Genomic DNA, 15,136 nt, shown 5'->3' with positions numbered 1-15,136 from the left:
GCTCAGGTTTTGGCTGACACTGAACGGAACAATGGGCTTACTTTTCAAAGCAGTACTGGGTGCGCTGGTTGTGGTACTGATCGGCATCCTGTCAAAAACCCGCAACTATTACATTGCCGGCCTGCTGCCGCTTTTCCCGACCTTTGCGTTAATTGCCCATTATATTGTCGCGAGTGACCGGGGAATTGAAGCATTACGCACCACCATCCTGTTCGGCATGTGGGCAATTATCCCCTACTTTATCTATCTTCTTTCACTCTGGTACTTCGTTGGAATGATGAAGCTACCTCTGGCGCTGGGCAGCGCCGTGGCGTGTTGGTGCATTGCAGCATGGCTGCTCATCACACTGTGGGCAAAATTACACAGTTAGCGTCCCCGGGCGCTCCAGCTGACGGACACTCCAAGCGTTGGCAACACTTCTTCCGGACTGAAACGACGAGCACCACGGAATTTGGCCGCCAGGTTAGGCTGCTTTACCGGAATGCGCACCGCAAAGAGATTATCTTCGGACTGGATAACCCCGGCCGTTAGCGGCTCATAAGCCACCAGGTGCTGCCCGAACATCTGTTCAAGCATCGGCGTGGCCGCGCTATAGAGAAAGTCAATTCCTGACTGCTCCGCCAGCTGTACACTGTGCCAGAGAATGCTCAGCGGCAGTTCCGGATCAACATCGAGCCGGGCAGAAAAACGCGACATTTCCCAGACGGGAAGCGAGTTATCTGACAACTGGCGGCCGACCGCGCTTTCAATGCCTGCATCTGTCTCCGGATTTTCCCATTGCATCAGGCGTGCACAGCCACAAATCCCCTGCTGTGCACTCCAGGCAATCAGCCAGATAACATCAGAGCGGTCAAAGCGATCGTATTCCTGGCCCGGCGTACTTAAACGAGGCGGAATGGACCAGCCTTCACCACGGGCAAAGACGCTGTAGCGATAACTTCCCAATTCTGCCAGCAAAGAGGATGGCATATCCTTAAGCTTGGTCTGGATAATCTTCATCATTGATCCCCTGTCGCATTCCCTCGTGATGCCGCTCCTCACGGCTCGATCAGGGTTGTTACCCTGGGCGCAGGGTAGACAACCAGTTAGTAATCGGAAACTACCAAATTTGGTAGTTGTAACTTACTCAGAGTAAGCCGATTGCTGCGGCGTAAGAGGCCACCTGGGTTTTGTTTGGTGCATTTAACCTCTTTTGCATATTTTTTTGGTGAAAATTAACGGTATTTTCCGAGATAGAGAGGATTAGGGATATTTCAGCCGACGTTTTTCCTTCGGCAGTCCATTTGAGAATTTCAAGTTCTCGCTGGGTTAAATCCATGTTCATCACCAACATCGAAATATCTTTTACACGTTGTAATGCCTCTAAGGTTAGATCCGTTAAATACTGTATCCTGAGGTGACACTCCTGAGTTAACGCTATCTTTTCAAATGACTTCCCTGAAGCCATTGATAATATCCCAATGGCCCGGTTTTTCACCATCATCGAGTACGAAAAACCTGCGCGAATGCCATGCTCCTTTGCCGCCTCGAACACCCGGCGTCCCTCGGTGACAATCGGGTCGTTCCATAGCAGCAGCGTCCCCGGAATCTGGCAATATTTGATGATTGGGTCTATATCACCAAAATTCTCTTTCTGCCAGGTTCGCACCCACTTTTTCGGGTAATTACTGTAGATAAATATCCCCGGTCGGGCGAACGGCACTGGATGACGAATATACAATGCATAAAATTCTAATCCCAGTTTAATCGTTTGCCGCTCAATAAGACGGGTTATATCTGCAGTTTCAGTTACCTGATGGAAAGCAGAATGCATTTCGTTGCGCCAACTGAAATAGTTCTCAGCAGTCATTAACGCCTCACGGGGATGGGGAGCGAAGCCACATCCTGATAATAATATTGATTGTTTATGAGGAAAAAAATGAATGATAACGAGCAAAAAAATTAATGACGACTGTTATGTTTCCGTATCAGGATAATAACAAGAAAAACACCTTTTTTTTACTCGTCCCTCATGAAAATCTTCTGCTGAATAATTTCTCAGTCTGAATGATTTGTAAAAGAGCATCGATCGCAGTACTGCTTTTCCCGGTTTGGCTGCGTTATGCCACAGACAGAACAGCGGGAACGTCGATCTTTAGAATAGGATTTTTCCTAAGCACATTCAATAATTTTGACAGCAACCCGGAGCGGTTAGGCGGCTATTTTTTTCACTAAAACCGTCATTATTTTATGTCAATCAGTGGAAATGCTGCGGTACCCACGCACAACCAGTTGATTTTAATTAATTTTATCAGTAAAAATAATAGATTTGGTTTTTTTATAATTGTGCAGCAATCCTGTACTAAACACTCTTTATCTTTATCCATAATTAATACGCGGCTTTCTCTCATCACAAGCTGCGTGTACAAGGACAAAAATGTGTTGCCAGATAACTGGTAATTTATTATCTCTGAACCATAATCTAACTTACTGAATTAGTACTATAAATCAAACGACTTCTCCATCTGGTCATTATCCCGATAAGGAAATAGTGATGTTAGACAGACTGGCAATGTTGTTCATTCTTCTGGGTGTCTGCACCTCGCTGATGATCCTGAAAGATCTTATCCGTTATCCCCAGCCCGTCAGGATCATGAACCTGGTCTGGCCGGTGACCGGCCTGTATATGCCCTTTTTCGGCTGGCTGGCCTGGTGGTTTTTCGCCCGTAAAAACCGTTCGGCTTCCCCTCTGTTGAGCAGAAGAGGTTCCCAACCGCCCGCCCTCCGGCAACTGTTTTCCTCTACCAGCCTCTGTGCGGCGGGCTGTGTGCTGGGTGACATCATTTCCATTCCGACCGTTTCACTGATGAATACCCTTCCCTTTCATTCCGTAATCCTGACTCATGCCGTTATTTCTCTGGCACTGTCATTACTTTTCGGGGTAATGCTGCAGTTTTTTGCGCTACGGCAAATAGAAGGGATTTCGATATTTCTTGCTTTCTGGCGGGCAATCAAAAGTGATATTTTTTCACTGATTGTTTATCAGGCCGGGATGTATCTCTATATGTCGCTGGCGTTTCGCTTTATTTTGCACAACCAAATCGAACCGCTGATGCTGCATTTCTGGTTTATGATGCAGTTGGCGCTAATCACTGGCTTCGTTTTTGCCTGGCCAGCCAATAAATTCCTGCTGCAACGGGGCATTAAGCCGGCTTTCTAGCGGCAGACGCTAAAGCCACGCATACCCAGGTGGAAGTGGTTAGCGTGTGCGCTGTTGTACTCAGGCCCCAGGGAATTGCCATAATACTGGCAGCTCTGCCGGAAAACCTGCTGCAGCCAGTGTCCCTGAGGTTGCTGCCGTGACCACTCTTTCAGTACGTTAATCTGTTCGCCATTTTTCAGCCTGAATCCGGCAATATCCAGCGCATCCGCGGTAGCATGCTCACTAAGACGCCCTTCTGCACGGTGGTAAATATTTCTGCAGGCATAGCTGCCCAGATGATCGATCCGCGCCAGCGGTGAAGCCAGCTCTGCTGCAGCCAGCGGTTTAGCAGACTGCACCACAAACATTGTGGTGCTGAGTGCCAGCGGACAGCTGGCAAGAAAGCTGGAACTCAAACGAACATCGCCAAAGTTTTCCACCCGCACAGGCGCTGGCAGCGGACAGGTCCCGCTAACCGGGGTTGGCTGAGTGAAGCGCATATAACCCTGCTGTTGCGCGATTTTCAACACGGTCAGACAGGCGGCAGGATCCCGGTCCAGCTTCTTCAGCTTGTAACGGGTGACCAAAGTGGGAGCATCAGTGACCTGCAGAGGCGTAAAGGGATTCCATTGTGGGGGAAGGTTCTTTTCCAGCCAGGGTATGACCGCCAGTATCAACAAGATTACCGCAGCAAGCACAATCACTCCTTTCATTCATCCCCCTTTACCCAACACGGGTTGCCCACCAGCGAAACCTTCCGCCCGGTATGTGAAATAAAGTGTAGAGGCGTTTTTGCGCGATCGGTCCGGATATCCCTCACGCTTGTGAAAAAGAGTTAGCTGTCAGCCGTACATTTACACTATCTTATGGCTGCAAACATGGTTTTTTACCAGATTAAATAACAGCCTGCAGAGCTGACACAACATCAAGTTAAGGACAGGCATACCGTTATGGTTGACCAATCAAAAGCAACGCCCCTGAGCGAAGAGGCACCGGGCGAGCTCCAGCGTAATCTCCACAACCGACATATCCAACTGATCGCCATTGGTGGTGCCATCGGCACCGGGCTGTTTATGGGCTCCGGCAAAACCATCAGCCTGGCTGGCCCCTCGATCATCTTTGTTTATATGATCATCGGTTTTATGCTGTTTTTCGTTATGCGCGCCATGGGCGAGCTGCTGCTGTCGAACCTCGAGTATAAATCATTCAGCGATTTCGCTGCCGATCTGCTCGGCCCGTGGGCGGGCTACTTTACCGGCTGGACCTACTGGTTCTGCTGGGTGGTCACGGGCATTGCCGACGTGGTGGCGATAAGCTCCTACTTTCAGCTGTGGTTCCCGGACTTCTCGATCTGGATGAGCGCCCTGTTGTGCATCGTGGTTTTCCTGTCGCTGAATATCGCCACGGTGAAGCTGTTCGGTGAAATGGAGTTCTGGTTTGCGATCATCAAAATCGTCGCCATTGTGGCGCTGATTGCCACCGGTATTGTGCTGGTTGCCATGCACTACCCTTCTCCGGGCGGCGGTACGGCTGCCATCAACAATATCTGGGATCACGGCGGCATGTTCCCGAAAGGGCTGAGCGGCTTCTTTGCTGGTTTCCAGATTGCGGTGTTTGCGTTTGTGGGCATTGAGCTGGTAGGTACCGCAGCGGCGGAGACGCATGACCCGAAAAAGGTACTTCCACGTGCCATCAATGCCATCCCACTGCGCATCATTATGTTTTACGTCTTCGCCCTGCTGGTGATCATGGCCGTGACGCCGTGGGATCAGGTCGTGGCTGACCGCAGCCCATTCGTTGAGATGTTTGTGTTGATTGGCCTGCCAGCCGCCGCCAGCATCGTCAACTTTGTGGTACTGACTTCGGCAGCGTCCTCGGCTAACAGCGGTATTTTCTCCACCAGCCGGATGCTGTACGGTCTGGCGCAGCAGGGTGTGGCTCATCGCCGCTTCGGTATGCTTTCCCGCCGTGCCGTCCCCACCACAGGGCTGTTCTTCTCCTGCCTGTGCCTACTGGCAGGCGTGGCGCTGATTTATCTGATCCCGAACGTGATGAAAGTGTTCACCCTGGTGACCACCGTCTCAGCCATTCTGTTTATGTTTGTCTGGACGATCATCCTCTGCTCCTACCTGGCCTACCGCAAGCAGCGCCCTCAGCTGCACGCAGAGTCGGTTTACAAGATGCCGCTGGGCAAATTCATGTGCTGGGTTTGTATTGCCTTCTTTGCCTTTGTGCTGGTACTGCTCTCGCTGGAAGAGGACACCCGTCAGGCACTGATGGTGACGCCGCTGTGGTTTATCATGCTGGGCATCGGCTGGTGGCTGCGGCAGAGAAAGGCAGCCAGATAGTCGCAACAGGGTGCGCTGAGCGGCTCAGGCTGTTCAGCGCACCCGAATCCCTTCAATGACCATACGCTGGACATTTTCCACCGTCTGCTGAAAGAATCCTTCATCACTGAGTGTCTGACCGGTTACCGCCTCAACCTGACTGGCAAAATCAGCGTAGTGCTGGGTGGTGGCCCACAACATAAAGATCAGATGGTGCGGTTCCACCGCCGCCAGTTTCCCGGCCTTAATCCAGCCCTCAATCACCGCCGACTTTTCATCAACCAGCTCCCTGAGATCGCCTTCCAGCTCCCCTTTCAGCAACGGCGCACCCTGCAGCATCTCCATGCAGAACAACCTTGAGGCCTGGGGATGATCGCGTGAAACCTCCAGCTTTAGACGGATATAGTCCCGTATCGCCTCCAGCGGCTGCTGGTCGTTTCGCAGCGCCCGAAGTGGGGCCAGCCAGACATCAAGAATATTTTTGAGCACCGCAATATACAACGCTTCTTTCGAGGGAAAGTAATAGAGCAAATTGGTTTTTGATACATCTGCGCCCTCAGCCACTTTATCCAGACTGGTGCCGTGGACGCCATACTGTGAGAAAAGCTCAAGTGCGGCGTTCAGGATCGCGGTTCGCTTGGCGGCCACCGCCCGTGAACGCCGGGTTGGCGCCTTCACTGTCTTATCTGATGAATTCACCGTGACTCCATGATCCATGTGGGTGGCAGGGAGTATATCAAACCTTCCCGTACCGGCCTGTGCACTTTTATTGAACATGTCTGCCTGCTTTTTGTGCACATTTTTTTACCAAATGGTCTGTTTCAGACCATGTACTCCATATTATTTTAACACAAATTATTCAACTATCTGAATATCAACCTTTTTTCGTGTCCTGGCACAGCCCTTGCAATTATCCCTTTGAGCGCCGCCCTCAAGGGACTCGCAGGATGCACCGCAGCGCGGGAAAGATAACCCTGTCAGACATTAAGGTATCCCTATGAAAATTGGTGTATTTATCCCGATCGGCAACAACGGCTGGCTGATTTCCACCCACGCCCCTCAGTACATGCCAACCTTTGAGCTGAACAAAGCCATCGTACTGAAGGCCGAGCATTATCACTTCGATTTTGCCCTGTCGATGATTAAGCTGCGCGGCTTTGGCGGTAAAACTGAATTCTGGGACCATAACCTGGAATCTTTCACTCTGATGGCCGGTCTGGCTGCCGTCACCTCACGCATTGAAATTTATGCCACCGCCGCCACCCTCACGCTTCCTCCGGCGATTGTTGCCCGCATGGCCTCGACGGTGGACTCCATCTCTGGCGGCCGCTTCGGTGTAAACCTCGTTACCGGCTGGCAGAAGCCTGAATATGACCAGATGGGAATGTGGCCTGGCGATGACTACTTCTCCCGCCGCTACGACTACCTGACTGAATATGTCACCGTGCTGCGCGATCTGTGGGGCACGGGCAAGTCCGATCTGAAAGGTGAGTTCTTTACCATGAACGATTGCCGGCTCAGCCCGCAGCCACAGCAGCCAATGAAAGTCATTTGCGCCGGGCAAAGTGATGCCGGGATGGCCTTCTCAGCAAAACACGCGGATTACAACTTCTGCTTTGGTAAGGGCGTTAACACACCAACCGCTTTCGCACCAACTGCCACAAGGATGAAAAAAGCCGCCGAAGAGGCCGGGCGTGATGTTGGTTCATACGTGCTATTTATGATCATTGCCGATGAAACCGACGAGGCAGCCCGCGCTAAATGGGAGCATTACAAAGAGGGGGCGGACGACGAAGCATTAGCCTGGCTGACCACGCAAAGCCAGCAGGATAAACGTTCCGGCAGCGATACCAATGTGCGTCAGATGGCCGATCCCACCTCGGCAGTGAATATCAATATGGGCACGCTGGTTGGTTCTTACGCTAACGTTGCCCGGATGCTGGATGAAGTCGCCACGGTCGAAGGGACTCATGGCGTACTGCTGACTTTTGATGATTTCCTGCAGGGAATTGAAAACTTCGGCGAGCGCATCCAGCCGCTGATGAAGTGCCGTATTGATACCATTGAAGCCGCGAAGGAGGTTGCCTGATGAACAGCAGAGAAACCGTAGTGTGCACCACCGCATCCAGCAAAAACAACGTAACCCTGAGCGCCCGCCCGGAAGCCATAGCCTTCCCGCCAGAGCAGACTGCCCTGATCGTGGTGGATATGCAGAATGCCTATGCCACCACCGGAGGTTACCTGGACCTGGCCGGATTTGACGTTTCAGCCACCCGTCCGGTGATCGATAAAATCAATATCGCGGTGAAGGCTGCACGCGAAGCGGGGATCCAGATCATCTGGTTTCAGAACGGCTGGGACGACCAGTACGTTGAGGCAGGCGGCCCTGGCTCACCAAACTGGCACAAATCAAACGCGCTGAAAACCATGCGCGCCCGGCCTGAACTGGAAGGCAAGCTGCTCTCCAAAGGCAGCTGGGATTATGACCTCGTTGACCAGCTTCAGCCGCAACCCAGGGATATTGTGTTGCCGAAACCCCGCTACAGCGGTTTTTTTAATACCCCACTCGACAGCATGTTACGCAGCCGTGGCATCCGCCACCTGATTTTTACCGGTATCGCCACCAATGTCTGTGTGGAGTCCACCCTGCGCGACGGGTTCTTCCTGGAATATTTTGGCATCGTGCTGGAAGACGCCACCTATCAGGCTGGCCCAGCCTTTGCCCAACAGGCGGCGATTTTCAATATTGAAACCTTCTTCGGCTGGGTATCAGACGTGACAACGTTCTGCACTGCCCTGCAAACGGAAAGCGCCACGCTGCAACAAACGGCATAAAAACTGCATATCTGACTGGAGAGAATCCGATGCCAAAAACGATCATTACCCCGCCGGGCACCAGCATTCCCATTGCGCCTTTTGTTCCGGGCACGCTGGCTGATGGGGTGGTTTATGTCTCGGGCACACTGCCATTTGATAAAGACAATAACGTGGTGCACGTCGGTGACGCCGCCGCCCAGACCCGCCACGTGCTGGAAACGATCAAAAGCGTGATTGAGACAGCCGGTGGCACGATGGATGACGTCACGTTTAACTCGGTCTTTCTGACTGACTGGAGCAATTACGCCGCCGTGAACTCGGTCTATGCCGACTATTTTCCCGGTGATAAACCAGCCCGGTTCTGCATTCAGTGCGGCCTGGTGAAGCCAGACGCGCTGATTGAGATTGCCACCGTCGCGCATATCGGTAAGTAGCGGAGAACAGTATGCACATTGAACTGTCAGGCTTGCAGCATCCGGAGGCCATAACGCTGGTTCTCTCCGCCGGATTAGGTGGTTCGGCCTCTTTCTGGTTGCCGCAGCTCAACGAGCTGCGCAATCAGTATCGCGTGGTGGTTTATGACCAGCGCGGAACCGGGCGAAGCCCTGATGCCCTGCCTGAGGGTTACAGCATGCGTGATATGGCTGCTGAACTGGCGGCTGCGCTGGCAGAACTTGGTATCGAACAGTATACGGTCGTGGGCCATGCGTTGGGCGGAATGGTGGCGATGCAGATGGCGCTGGATTTTCCCGACAGGGTGACCGGACTGGTGATTGTTAACGGCTGGCTGCGCCTGAACGCCCATACCCGCCGTTGCTTCACCGTGCGTCAGGAACTGCTCCTCAACGTGGGGATCGAAGCCTATATACGGGCACAGCCGCTGTTTCTCTATCCGGCCGACTGGCTTGCCGAAAACCAGGCGCGTATTGAAGCGGAAGACGCCCTGCATACCGCTCACTTCCAGGGAATGGAGAATTTGCTGCGTCGCCTGCATGCGCTGATGCAGTGTGATTTTACGCCGCAGGCAGGCGATATCACCCAGCCGGTGCTGCTGGTCTGCTCGCAGGATGATTTGCTGGTTCCCTGGACCTGTTCGGAAACGCTTTATGACGCGCTGCCCAATGCAAGCCTGAAAAAAATGGCCTGGGGCGGGCACGCGATGAGCGTGACGGACAGCAGCACTTTTAACCGGATTTTACTGGCCTGGCTGGCTGAGACTCAGCCAGCCAGCCCAAACCGGAGTCGTTATGACAGCAGTGCTGAACATCCTGGTGTCAGAAACCCTGTATAACGACCCACGCACCCCTGACGGCTGGCGGGATCTTTCCGTTACCGATGCCTGTTCCCTGGAGTAAGGAGAAGACGATGGCCAGTTCCTGGTTTCCCCAATGGCGTAAAAAGACCGCGTCAGCGCAGGGCATAGTAGCGCCTGACGAAACGTTACCGCTGGGTCAGACGATGGTTATGGGGCTGCAGCACGCAGTGGCAATGTTTGGTGCCACAGTGCTGATGCCGTTATTGATGGGTCTCGATCCTAATCTGTCGATCCTGATGTCCGGGATCGGTACGCTGCTGTTTTTTGTCATTACTGGCGGGCGCGTCCCCAGTTATCTCGGTTCCAGCGCGGCTTTTGTTGGCGTGGTGATAGCAGTGACCGGGTTCAACGGTCAGGGGCTGAACCCACATCTCGACGTGGCGCTGGGCGGGATTATTGCCTGTGGCCTGGTGTACACCATGATTGGCTTTGTGGTGATGAAGGCAGGCACCCGCTGGATTGAAAAGCTGATGCCGCCAGCGGTGACCGGCGCAGTAGTAATGGCGATTGGCCTGAATCTCGCCCCGATTGCAGTGCATGGCGTATCCGGCTCGATGTTTGACAGCTGGATAGCGGTGATGACTGTGGTCTGTATTGGGATTGTTGCCGTGTTCACCCGCGGGATGGTGCAACGTCTGCTGATCCTCATCGGCCTGATCGCCGCCTGCGCAATCTATGCCCTGCTGACCAATGGCCTCGGTCTGGACAAACCCGTTGATTTGAACCTGATCTCTCAGGCTGCGTGGTTCGGCCTGCCGACCGCCACCAGCCCGATTTTCGACAGTCATGCAATGTTTATGATGGCTCCGGTGGCGGTCATTCTGGTAGCCGAAAACCTCGGCCATATTAAAGCCGTGGCGGGAATGACCGGCAGGACTCTAGACCCTTATATGGGACGCGCCTTTGTCGGCGACGGCTTGGCCACCATGTTGTCGGGAGGATTCGGTGGCAGCGGCGTGACCACCTATGCCGAGAATATCGGCGTGATGGCGGTCACCAAAGTTTACTCCACGCTGGTATTTGTGGCGGCGGCAGCCATCGCCATTCTGCTGGGCTTTTCGCCTAAATTTGGTGCGCTAATCCACACCATTCCCGGCCCGGTGATCGGCGGTGCCTCCATCGTGGTCTTCGGACTGATTGCAGTGGCGGGCGCTCGTATCTGGGTACAGAACAACGTGGACCTGGGGCAAAACAGTAATCTGATTATGGTGGCAGTTACTCTGGTACTGGGTGCCGGGGACTTTGCACTGAAGATCGGCAGTTTCACCATGGGCGGGATCGGTACGGCGACGTTTGGCGCGATTATTCTCAATGCCATTCTCACCCATCGCCGGGCAACCGCTCTGGCGGGCAGCGAGATCCGTCAGGACAGTTAACCCGCTCCGGCTTCATCAGGCGAAGGGATCTCCTTCGCTTTTTTTTCCTTTTAAGTTTAAGCTCGCTGACCAGTACCCCTGCCACAATCAGCGCCCCGCCAATTAACGCCAGCCCCGGTAAGCGCTCCCCGGCCAGACGGCCAACGATACCTGCCCAGACCGGCTCCCCGGCATAGATGACCGTGGCGCGGGTGGGCGAAACGCTGCGCTGCGCCCAGTTCATCGTCACCTGAATCACCGCGCTGGCAATGCCCAGGCCCATCGCGCTGAACAGCAGATAAGGTGAAAATGGCGGCACGGACTCCCCATTGGGAACCATCAGCAGAAACGCCACAAGAGATGCCACCGCGAGCTGCACAATGGTCACCCGTTTCACATCCACTTTCCCGGCGCTGGCACCAATCAGGATGATTTCTGCGGCAATCGCCAGCGTGCTGACCAGCGTGGCTATCTCTCCGGCGTTAAAAGCCAGAGTATCGCCATCAGGCCCGGCGATCAGCATCAGACCGGCAAAAGCCAGTCCCACGCCAATCCACGACATCAGCCCTGGCAGACGGCCGAGAAAAAGCCATTGCAGCAGCGGCACCAGCGGGACGTACATGGCGGTGATAAAAGCGGATTTGCTGCTGGAAATGGTCTGCATCCCGTAAGTTTGCAAACCATAACCCCAGGCGATGGCAATGCCGATCAGGGTTCCGGCTTTGATTTCAGCCCAGTTCAGTCCACTCAGTGAGCGCCATGAAATCACGCCCAGCATCAGCGCCGCCATGGCAAAACGACTCCCCACGAAGAAGAAAGGCCCACTAACCGTCATTGCATGGTGAACAGCCAGGAAAGTGCCACCCCAGACCATGGTGATCAACACCAGAACCAGTTCCTGGGCATTAAAGGCGAATTTATAGCGTGAGAAGAAGGAGGACATAGCAGGCCCGAATCAAAATTGGGTGCCAGTTTGCAGGGAGAGGCTGCCAGGGTCAACTCAGAGATGACCGCCGGGACAATCCCGGCGGTTCAGGGACGAACTCACCAGTCAGTCAGTTTTAGTCCGACTGCCACGGCTGTTGCGTCCTCCCTTTTCACCAGCCTGCGAGGCACGCTGAGGGTCATTTTTAAAATTCCCTCCGCTGGCTTTACCGCCTTTGCGACCTGCTTCTGATGCTCTTTTACGGTCTTCAGCGAAATTTCCAGATCCTCCACGATGTTCTGCCATTTCTTACCTCCGAATAGTTAAGCCATCATATTGCATTAACGCGGTAGCCAGAGGCTTACCACCGCGACTTTATCGGGATACTCAGCCCCCTGTCGCGTTATTAAGCATAGATTATCAGCTGGTGAGCGGGAGTGATTTCTGAAAAACGTGAACGGCCCCGGTCTTTTTGGGGCTGAAATGCCTGAGAAGCTTCATTGTCAATATTAATATATCAACCAGTAAAAAAGCCGTTACCGGCGCTTTTTTAGCTACAATAGTGCCTCTGCCAGGCAGCCTTAACCAGCCTCAACTATACTCAGAAGTCTGGCTCCGAACGCCAGTCTGCAGCCGGTTTTTTCAGACGAAAACCCAGTAAACCCAATCAGGGAGTGACAGATGGCTAAGATTTTAGTGCTTTACTATTCCATGTACGGACACATAGAAACCATGGCGAATGCGGTTGCCGAAGGGGCAAAGCGCGTTAGTGGTGCCGAGGTTACCATCAAGCGCGTGCCGGAAACGATGGACGCAGAACGCTTCGCTCAGGTCGGCGGTAAAACCGCTCAGGCAGCAGCGGTTGCCACGCCGGATGAGTTAGCCCACTACGATGCTATTCTGCTGGGTACCCCTACCCGCTTCGGCAACATGGCCGGGCAGATGCGTAATTTCCTGGATCGTACTGGCGGTCTGTGGGCTTCGGGTGCGCTGTACGGCAAGCTGGCGAGCGTATTCTCCTCGACCGGTACCGGCGGCGGACAGGAGCAGACCATCACCTCAACCTGGACCACTCTTGCCCACCACGGCATGGTCATCGTGCCAATTGGTTATGGCACCAAAGAATTATTTGATATCTCGCAGGTGCGCGGCGGAACGCCTTACGGTGCCACCACCATTGCGGGCGGCGACGGATCGCGTCAACCCAGTGAAGAAGAGCTGAATATCGCCCGTTATCAGGGTGAGTATGTCGCCGGACTGGCGGTCAGACTGAACGGATAATCTCAACTCACAGGAGACCATTATGGCAACTCAACAATCTAAAGCACATCACGTGGGAGAATGGGCCAGCCTACGAGCCACCTCCCCCGAAATCGCTGAAGCCATTTTTGAAGTAGCGAATTACGACGAGAGACTGGCTGAAGGTATCTGGGAGCAACAGGGCAGCGATGAAGTTTTACTGCGGGCCTTCGACAAAACCGATAAAGACGTGCTGACCTGGGACAACAAAGTTGTCGAGAGAAAAAACGTCTAGCAGGCGCATTCGGTAAACAGGGCGGAAATTTCCGCCCTTTTTGTCGTTTAAAACCCTTAAACTGCATTATTCACCAAACTGATAACGTTGTGAAACCAGCAGTTTGTCTACTACGCTTTACCCACGTTCATCGCCTGACTGCCAGGCAGATTACCCGAAGAGGAGAGCCGTATGTCTTATCAGACGATCAATCCCGCCACGAATAAGCTGATTAAATCCTGGACCGATCATAACGATCAGCAGGTTGAGCAGGCACTGACTCTCGCTGACAATCTCTACCATTCCAACTGGTCGAAAGGTCCGATTCAGCCACGTGTGCAGGTGCTTAAAAAGCTGGCGGATCTGATTGACGGTCGTGTGGAAGAGCTGGCGAAAGCCGCCAGTGTGGAAATGGGTAAACTGATCAACCAGAGCCGGGGCGAAGTGAAAATCTGTTCACAGATTGCCCGCTACTATGCTGAAAATGCCGAACGTTTTCTGGCCCCTACCCTTTACCCCAGCGAGCTGGGTGAAGCCTGGGTCGAGAATCACCCTATTGGTGTGCTGGTTGCCGTCGAGCCGTGGAACTTTCCATTCTATCAGCTGATGCGCGTTCTGGCCCCTAACCTTGCAGCCGGTAACCCCGTGCTGGCAAAACATGCGGCTAACGTGCCTCACTGCGCCACGCTCTTCGAAGAACTGGTGACCGAGGCCGGGGCACCTAAAGGAGCCTGGACCAATCTGTTTATCAGCAACGAACAGGTAGCTTCGCTGATTGCCGACGACCGGGTTCAGGGGGCTGCGCTGACTGGTTCTGAACGAGCCGGTAGCGCAGTCGCCCAACAGGCCGGTAAATACCTGAAGAAAACCACCCTCGAACTCGGCGGCAACGACGTATTTGTGGTGTTGGATGACAGCGATCTGGATAAAGCCGTTAAGGCTGGCGTTGGCGCGCGCCTGAGTAACTGCGGCCAGGTCTGCACCGCTGCCAAACGCTTTATCGTGCACGAAAAAGTGGCCGACGCCTTCCTGGAGAAATTCACCCAGGCGTTTCGTGAAGTGAAGATTGGCGATCCGCTAATCGAGAGCACCACGCTTGGCCCGCTCTCCTCCTCCACAGCCCGCGATACGCTGGTTAAACAGGTTGAGAATGCCGTGGCTAAAGGCGCGAAACTGCATATTGGTGGCAAAGTGGTAGAAGGCGAAGGCTGCTTTTACCAGCCAACCATCCTGTCGGGCATTACCCGTGACAATCCGGCTTACTTCGAAGAGTTCTTCGGCCCGGTAGCACAGGTTTACGTGGTCAAAAATGATGATGAAGTGGTGAAACTGGCCAATGACTCACATTATGGCCTCGGCGGCGCTGTCTTTACCCGCGATATTGAGCGCGGCAAGAAACTCGCTTCGCGCATTGAAACCGGCATGGTTTATATCAACTCAGCCAGCGACACCTCAGCGGAGCTGCCCTTTGGTGGCGTGAAACGTTCCGGCTATGGCCGCGAGCTTTCCGATCTGGGGATCAAAGAGTTTGTGAACCAGAAACTGGTGGTGGTCAGCACCAGCTAAGCCTCCAGTAAAAAAGAAGCGGAGCATTCAGCTCCGCTTTTTTTATGTCAGGGCGTGGGCGCCTGGTTGGCAGGTTCCGTCTCCTGCCCCAGCACATGCGCATAGTCGCTTTGCCAGAGTGGGTGAAACAGCCGATC

Annotated in this window: 17 protein-coding genes; 11 read left to right on the top strand and 6 right to left on the bottom strand. The window is 53.7% G+C overall.

What is annotated here, in order from left to right:
- Positions 1-31 precede the first annotated feature (31 nt).
- Positions 32-370 (top strand): GlpM family protein, encoded by a 339-nt coding sequence (locus AC3Y5R_RS07235; RefSeq protein ID WP_158784232.1) that lies wholly within the window; start codon positions 32-34, stop codon positions 368-370.
- Here the strand turns inward: AC3Y5R_RS07235 and AC3Y5R_RS07230 are convergent.
- Positions 367-999 (bottom strand): autoinducer synthase, encoded by a 633-nt coding sequence (locus AC3Y5R_RS07230; protein WP_489920793.1) that lies wholly within the window; start codon positions 997-999, stop codon positions 367-369. The genes AC3Y5R_RS07235 and AC3Y5R_RS07230 overlap by 4 nt on opposite strands.
- Positions 1,000-1,126: 127 nt before the next feature.
- Positions 1,127-1,849: an autoinducer binding domain-containing protein gene (locus tag AC3Y5R_RS07225; RefSeq protein WP_489920758.1), complete on the bottom strand. Its 723-nt coding sequence runs from the start codon at positions 1,847-1,849 to the stop codon at positions 1,127-1,129.
- Between the two features lie 684 nt (positions 1,850-2,533).
- Between AC3Y5R_RS07225 and AC3Y5R_RS07220 the strand changes: the two genes are divergently transcribed.
- Positions 2,534-3,199, top strand: a complete 666-nt coding sequence (locus AC3Y5R_RS07220) for a DUF4396 domain-containing protein (RefSeq protein WP_489920757.1) — start codon at positions 2,534-2,536, stop codon at positions 3,197-3,199.
- Here the strand turns inward: AC3Y5R_RS07220 and AC3Y5R_RS07215 are convergent.
- The gene (locus AC3Y5R_RS07215; protein WP_489920756.1) at positions 3,196-3,894 is read right to left on the bottom strand and encodes an extensin-like domain-containing protein; all 699 of its coding nucleotides are present in this window, start codon (positions 3,892-3,894) and stop codon (positions 3,196-3,198) included. The two genes, AC3Y5R_RS07220 and AC3Y5R_RS07215, sit on opposite strands and share 4 nt — an antisense overlap.
- Before the next feature lie 237 nt (positions 3,895-4,131).
- Between AC3Y5R_RS07215 and cycA the strand changes: the two genes are divergently transcribed.
- The gene (gene cycA, locus AC3Y5R_RS07210) at positions 4,132-5,529 is read left to right on the top strand and encodes a D-serine/D-alanine/glycine transporter (RefSeq protein ID WP_489920755.1); all 1,398 of its coding nucleotides are present in this window, start codon (positions 4,132-4,134) and stop codon (positions 5,527-5,529) included.
- A 33-nt stretch (positions 5,530-5,562) separates the two neighbouring features.
- Here the strand turns inward: cycA and rutR are convergent, their stop codons facing one another.
- On the bottom strand, positions 5,563-6,225 hold the full coding sequence (rutR, locus tag AC3Y5R_RS07205) for an HTH-type transcriptional regulator RutR (protein WP_489920792.1): 663 nt from the start codon (positions 6,223-6,225) through the stop codon (positions 5,563-5,565).
- 280 nt (positions 6,226-6,505) lie between these two features.
- Between rutR and rutA the strand changes: the two genes are divergently transcribed.
- From rutA to rutG, 5 genes are all read left to right on the top strand, one after another.
- The gene (rutA, locus tag AC3Y5R_RS07200) at positions 6,506-7,597 is read left to right on the top strand and encodes a pyrimidine utilization protein A (protein ID WP_489920754.1); all 1,092 of its coding nucleotides are present in this window, start codon (positions 6,506-6,508) and stop codon (positions 7,595-7,597) included.
- Positions 7,597-8,343: a pyrimidine utilization protein B gene (gene rutB, locus AC3Y5R_RS07195; RefSeq protein ID WP_489920753.1), complete on the top strand. Its 747-nt coding sequence runs from the start codon at positions 7,597-7,599 to the stop codon at positions 8,341-8,343. The genes rutA and rutB overlap by 1 nt, the downstream gene beginning before the upstream one ends.
- Positions 8,344-8,372: 29 nt before the next feature.
- Entirely contained in the window at positions 8,373-8,759 is a 387-nt protein-coding gene (gene rutC / locus AC3Y5R_RS07190; RefSeq protein ID WP_158784240.1) for a pyrimidine utilization protein C, read from the top strand.
- A gap of 11 nt (positions 8,760-8,770) precedes the next feature.
- Positions 8,771-9,616, top strand: coding sequence for a pyrimidine utilization protein D (gene rutD / locus AC3Y5R_RS07185; protein ID WP_489920752.1), 846 nt, complete (start codon positions 8,771-8,773; stop codon positions 9,614-9,616).
- 74 nt (positions 9,617-9,690) lie between these two features.
- On the top strand, positions 9,691-11,016 hold the full coding sequence (rutG, locus tag AC3Y5R_RS07180) for a pyrimidine utilization transport protein G (protein ID WP_489920751.1): 1,326 nt from the start codon (positions 9,691-9,693) through the stop codon (positions 11,014-11,016).
- Here rutG and AC3Y5R_RS07175 read toward each other — a convergent pair.
- Entirely contained in the window at positions 10,961-11,938 is a 978-nt protein-coding gene (locus AC3Y5R_RS07175) for a DMT family transporter (protein ID WP_489920750.1), read from the bottom strand. The two genes, rutG and AC3Y5R_RS07175, sit on opposite strands and share 56 nt — an antisense overlap.
- A gap of 108 nt (positions 11,939-12,046) precedes the next feature.
- A complete protein-coding gene (locus AC3Y5R_RS07170) occupies positions 12,047-12,226 on the bottom strand; it encodes a con-10 family general stress protein (RefSeq protein ID WP_489920749.1) in 180 nt (59 codons plus the stop codon).
- Positions 12,227-12,601: 375 nt separating this feature from the next.
- Here AC3Y5R_RS07170 and wrbA point away from each other — a divergent pair, with 375 nt between their 5' ends.
- The 3 genes from wrbA (at position 12,602) to AC3Y5R_RS07155 (ending at position 14,999) form a co-directional block, all read left to right on the top strand.
- A complete protein-coding gene (wrbA, locus tag AC3Y5R_RS07165; protein WP_489920748.1) occupies positions 12,602-13,201 on the top strand; it encodes an NAD(P)H:quinone oxidoreductase in 600 nt (199 codons plus the stop codon).
- Between the two features lie 22 nt (positions 13,202-13,223).
- A complete protein-coding gene (locus AC3Y5R_RS07160; RefSeq protein ID WP_158784246.1) occupies positions 13,224-13,454 on the top strand; it encodes a YccJ family protein in 231 nt (76 codons plus the stop codon).
- A gap of 171 nt (positions 13,455-13,625) precedes the next feature.
- Positions 13,626-14,999 carry an NAD-dependent succinate-semialdehyde dehydrogenase gene (locus AC3Y5R_RS07155; RefSeq protein WP_489920747.1) on the top strand — a complete coding sequence of 458 codons (1,374 nt, stop codon included), beginning with the start codon at positions 13,626-13,628 and terminating at the stop codon, positions 14,997-14,999.
- Positions 15,000-15,136: the final 137 nt, after the last annotated feature.

Source organism: Erwinia sp. 009765445 (genome assembly GCF_058137865.1).
Note: the sequence above shows the minus strand (reverse complement) of the source record. Positions and strands in the feature narration are given on the sequence as shown.

Bases quoted from the DNA above. Each gene is read 5' to 3' on its own strand.
- rutA (WP_489920754.1), top strand. From the start codon at position 6,506: ATGAAAATTGGTGTATTTATCCCGATCGGCAACAACGGCTGGCTGATT.
- AC3Y5R_RS07235 (WP_158784232.1), top strand. From the start codon at position 32: ATGGGCTTACTTTTCAAAGCAGTACTGGGTGCGCTGGTTGTGGTACTG.
- rutC (WP_158784240.1), top strand. From the start codon at position 8,373: ATGCCAAAAACGATCATTACCCCGCCGGGCACCAGCATTCCCATTGCG.
- AC3Y5R_RS07230 (WP_489920793.1), bottom strand. From the start codon at position 999: ATGAAGATTATCCAGACCAAGCTTAAGGATATGCCATCCTCTTTGCTG.
- rutG (WP_489920751.1), top strand. From the start codon at position 9,691: ATGGCCAGTTCCTGGTTTCCCCAATGGCGTAAAAAGACCGCGTCAGCG.
- AC3Y5R_RS07160 (WP_158784246.1), top strand. From the start codon at position 13,224: ATGGCAACTCAACAATCTAAAGCACATCACGTGGGAGAATGGGCCAGC.
- AC3Y5R_RS07225 (WP_489920758.1), bottom strand. From the start codon at position 1,849: ATGACTGCTGAGAACTATTTCAGTTGGCGCAACGAAATGCATTCTGCT.
- rutR (WP_489920792.1), bottom strand. From the start codon at position 6,225: ATGGATCATGGAGTCACGGTGAATTCATCAGATAAGACAGTGAAGGCG.
- cycA (WP_489920755.1), top strand. From the start codon at position 4,132: ATGGTTGACCAATCAAAAGCAACGCCCCTGAGCGAAGAGGCACCGGGC.
- AC3Y5R_RS07170 (WP_489920749.1), bottom strand. From the start codon at position 12,226: ATGGCAGAACATCGTGGAGGATCTGGAAATTTCGCTGAAGACCGTAAA.
- AC3Y5R_RS07155 (WP_489920747.1), top strand. From the start codon at position 13,626: ATGTCTTATCAGACGATCAATCCCGCCACGAATAAGCTGATTAAATCC.
- rutB (WP_489920753.1), top strand. From the start codon at position 7,597: ATGAACAGCAGAGAAACCGTAGTGTGCACCACCGCATCCAGCAAAAAC.
- rutD (WP_489920752.1), top strand. From the start codon at position 8,771: ATGCACATTGAACTGTCAGGCTTGCAGCATCCGGAGGCCATAACGCTG.
- AC3Y5R_RS07220 (WP_489920757.1), top strand. From the start codon at position 2,534: ATGTTAGACAGACTGGCAATGTTGTTCATTCTTCTGGGTGTCTGCACC.
- AC3Y5R_RS07215 (WP_489920756.1), bottom strand. From the start codon at position 3,894: ATGAAAGGAGTGATTGTGCTTGCTGCGGTAATCTTGTTGATACTGGCG.
- wrbA (WP_489920748.1), top strand. From the start codon at position 12,602: ATGGCTAAGATTTTAGTGCTTTACTATTCCATGTACGGACACATAGAA.
- AC3Y5R_RS07175 (WP_489920750.1), bottom strand. From the start codon at position 11,938: ATGTCCTCCTTCTTCTCACGCTATAAATTCGCCTTTAATGCCCAGGAA.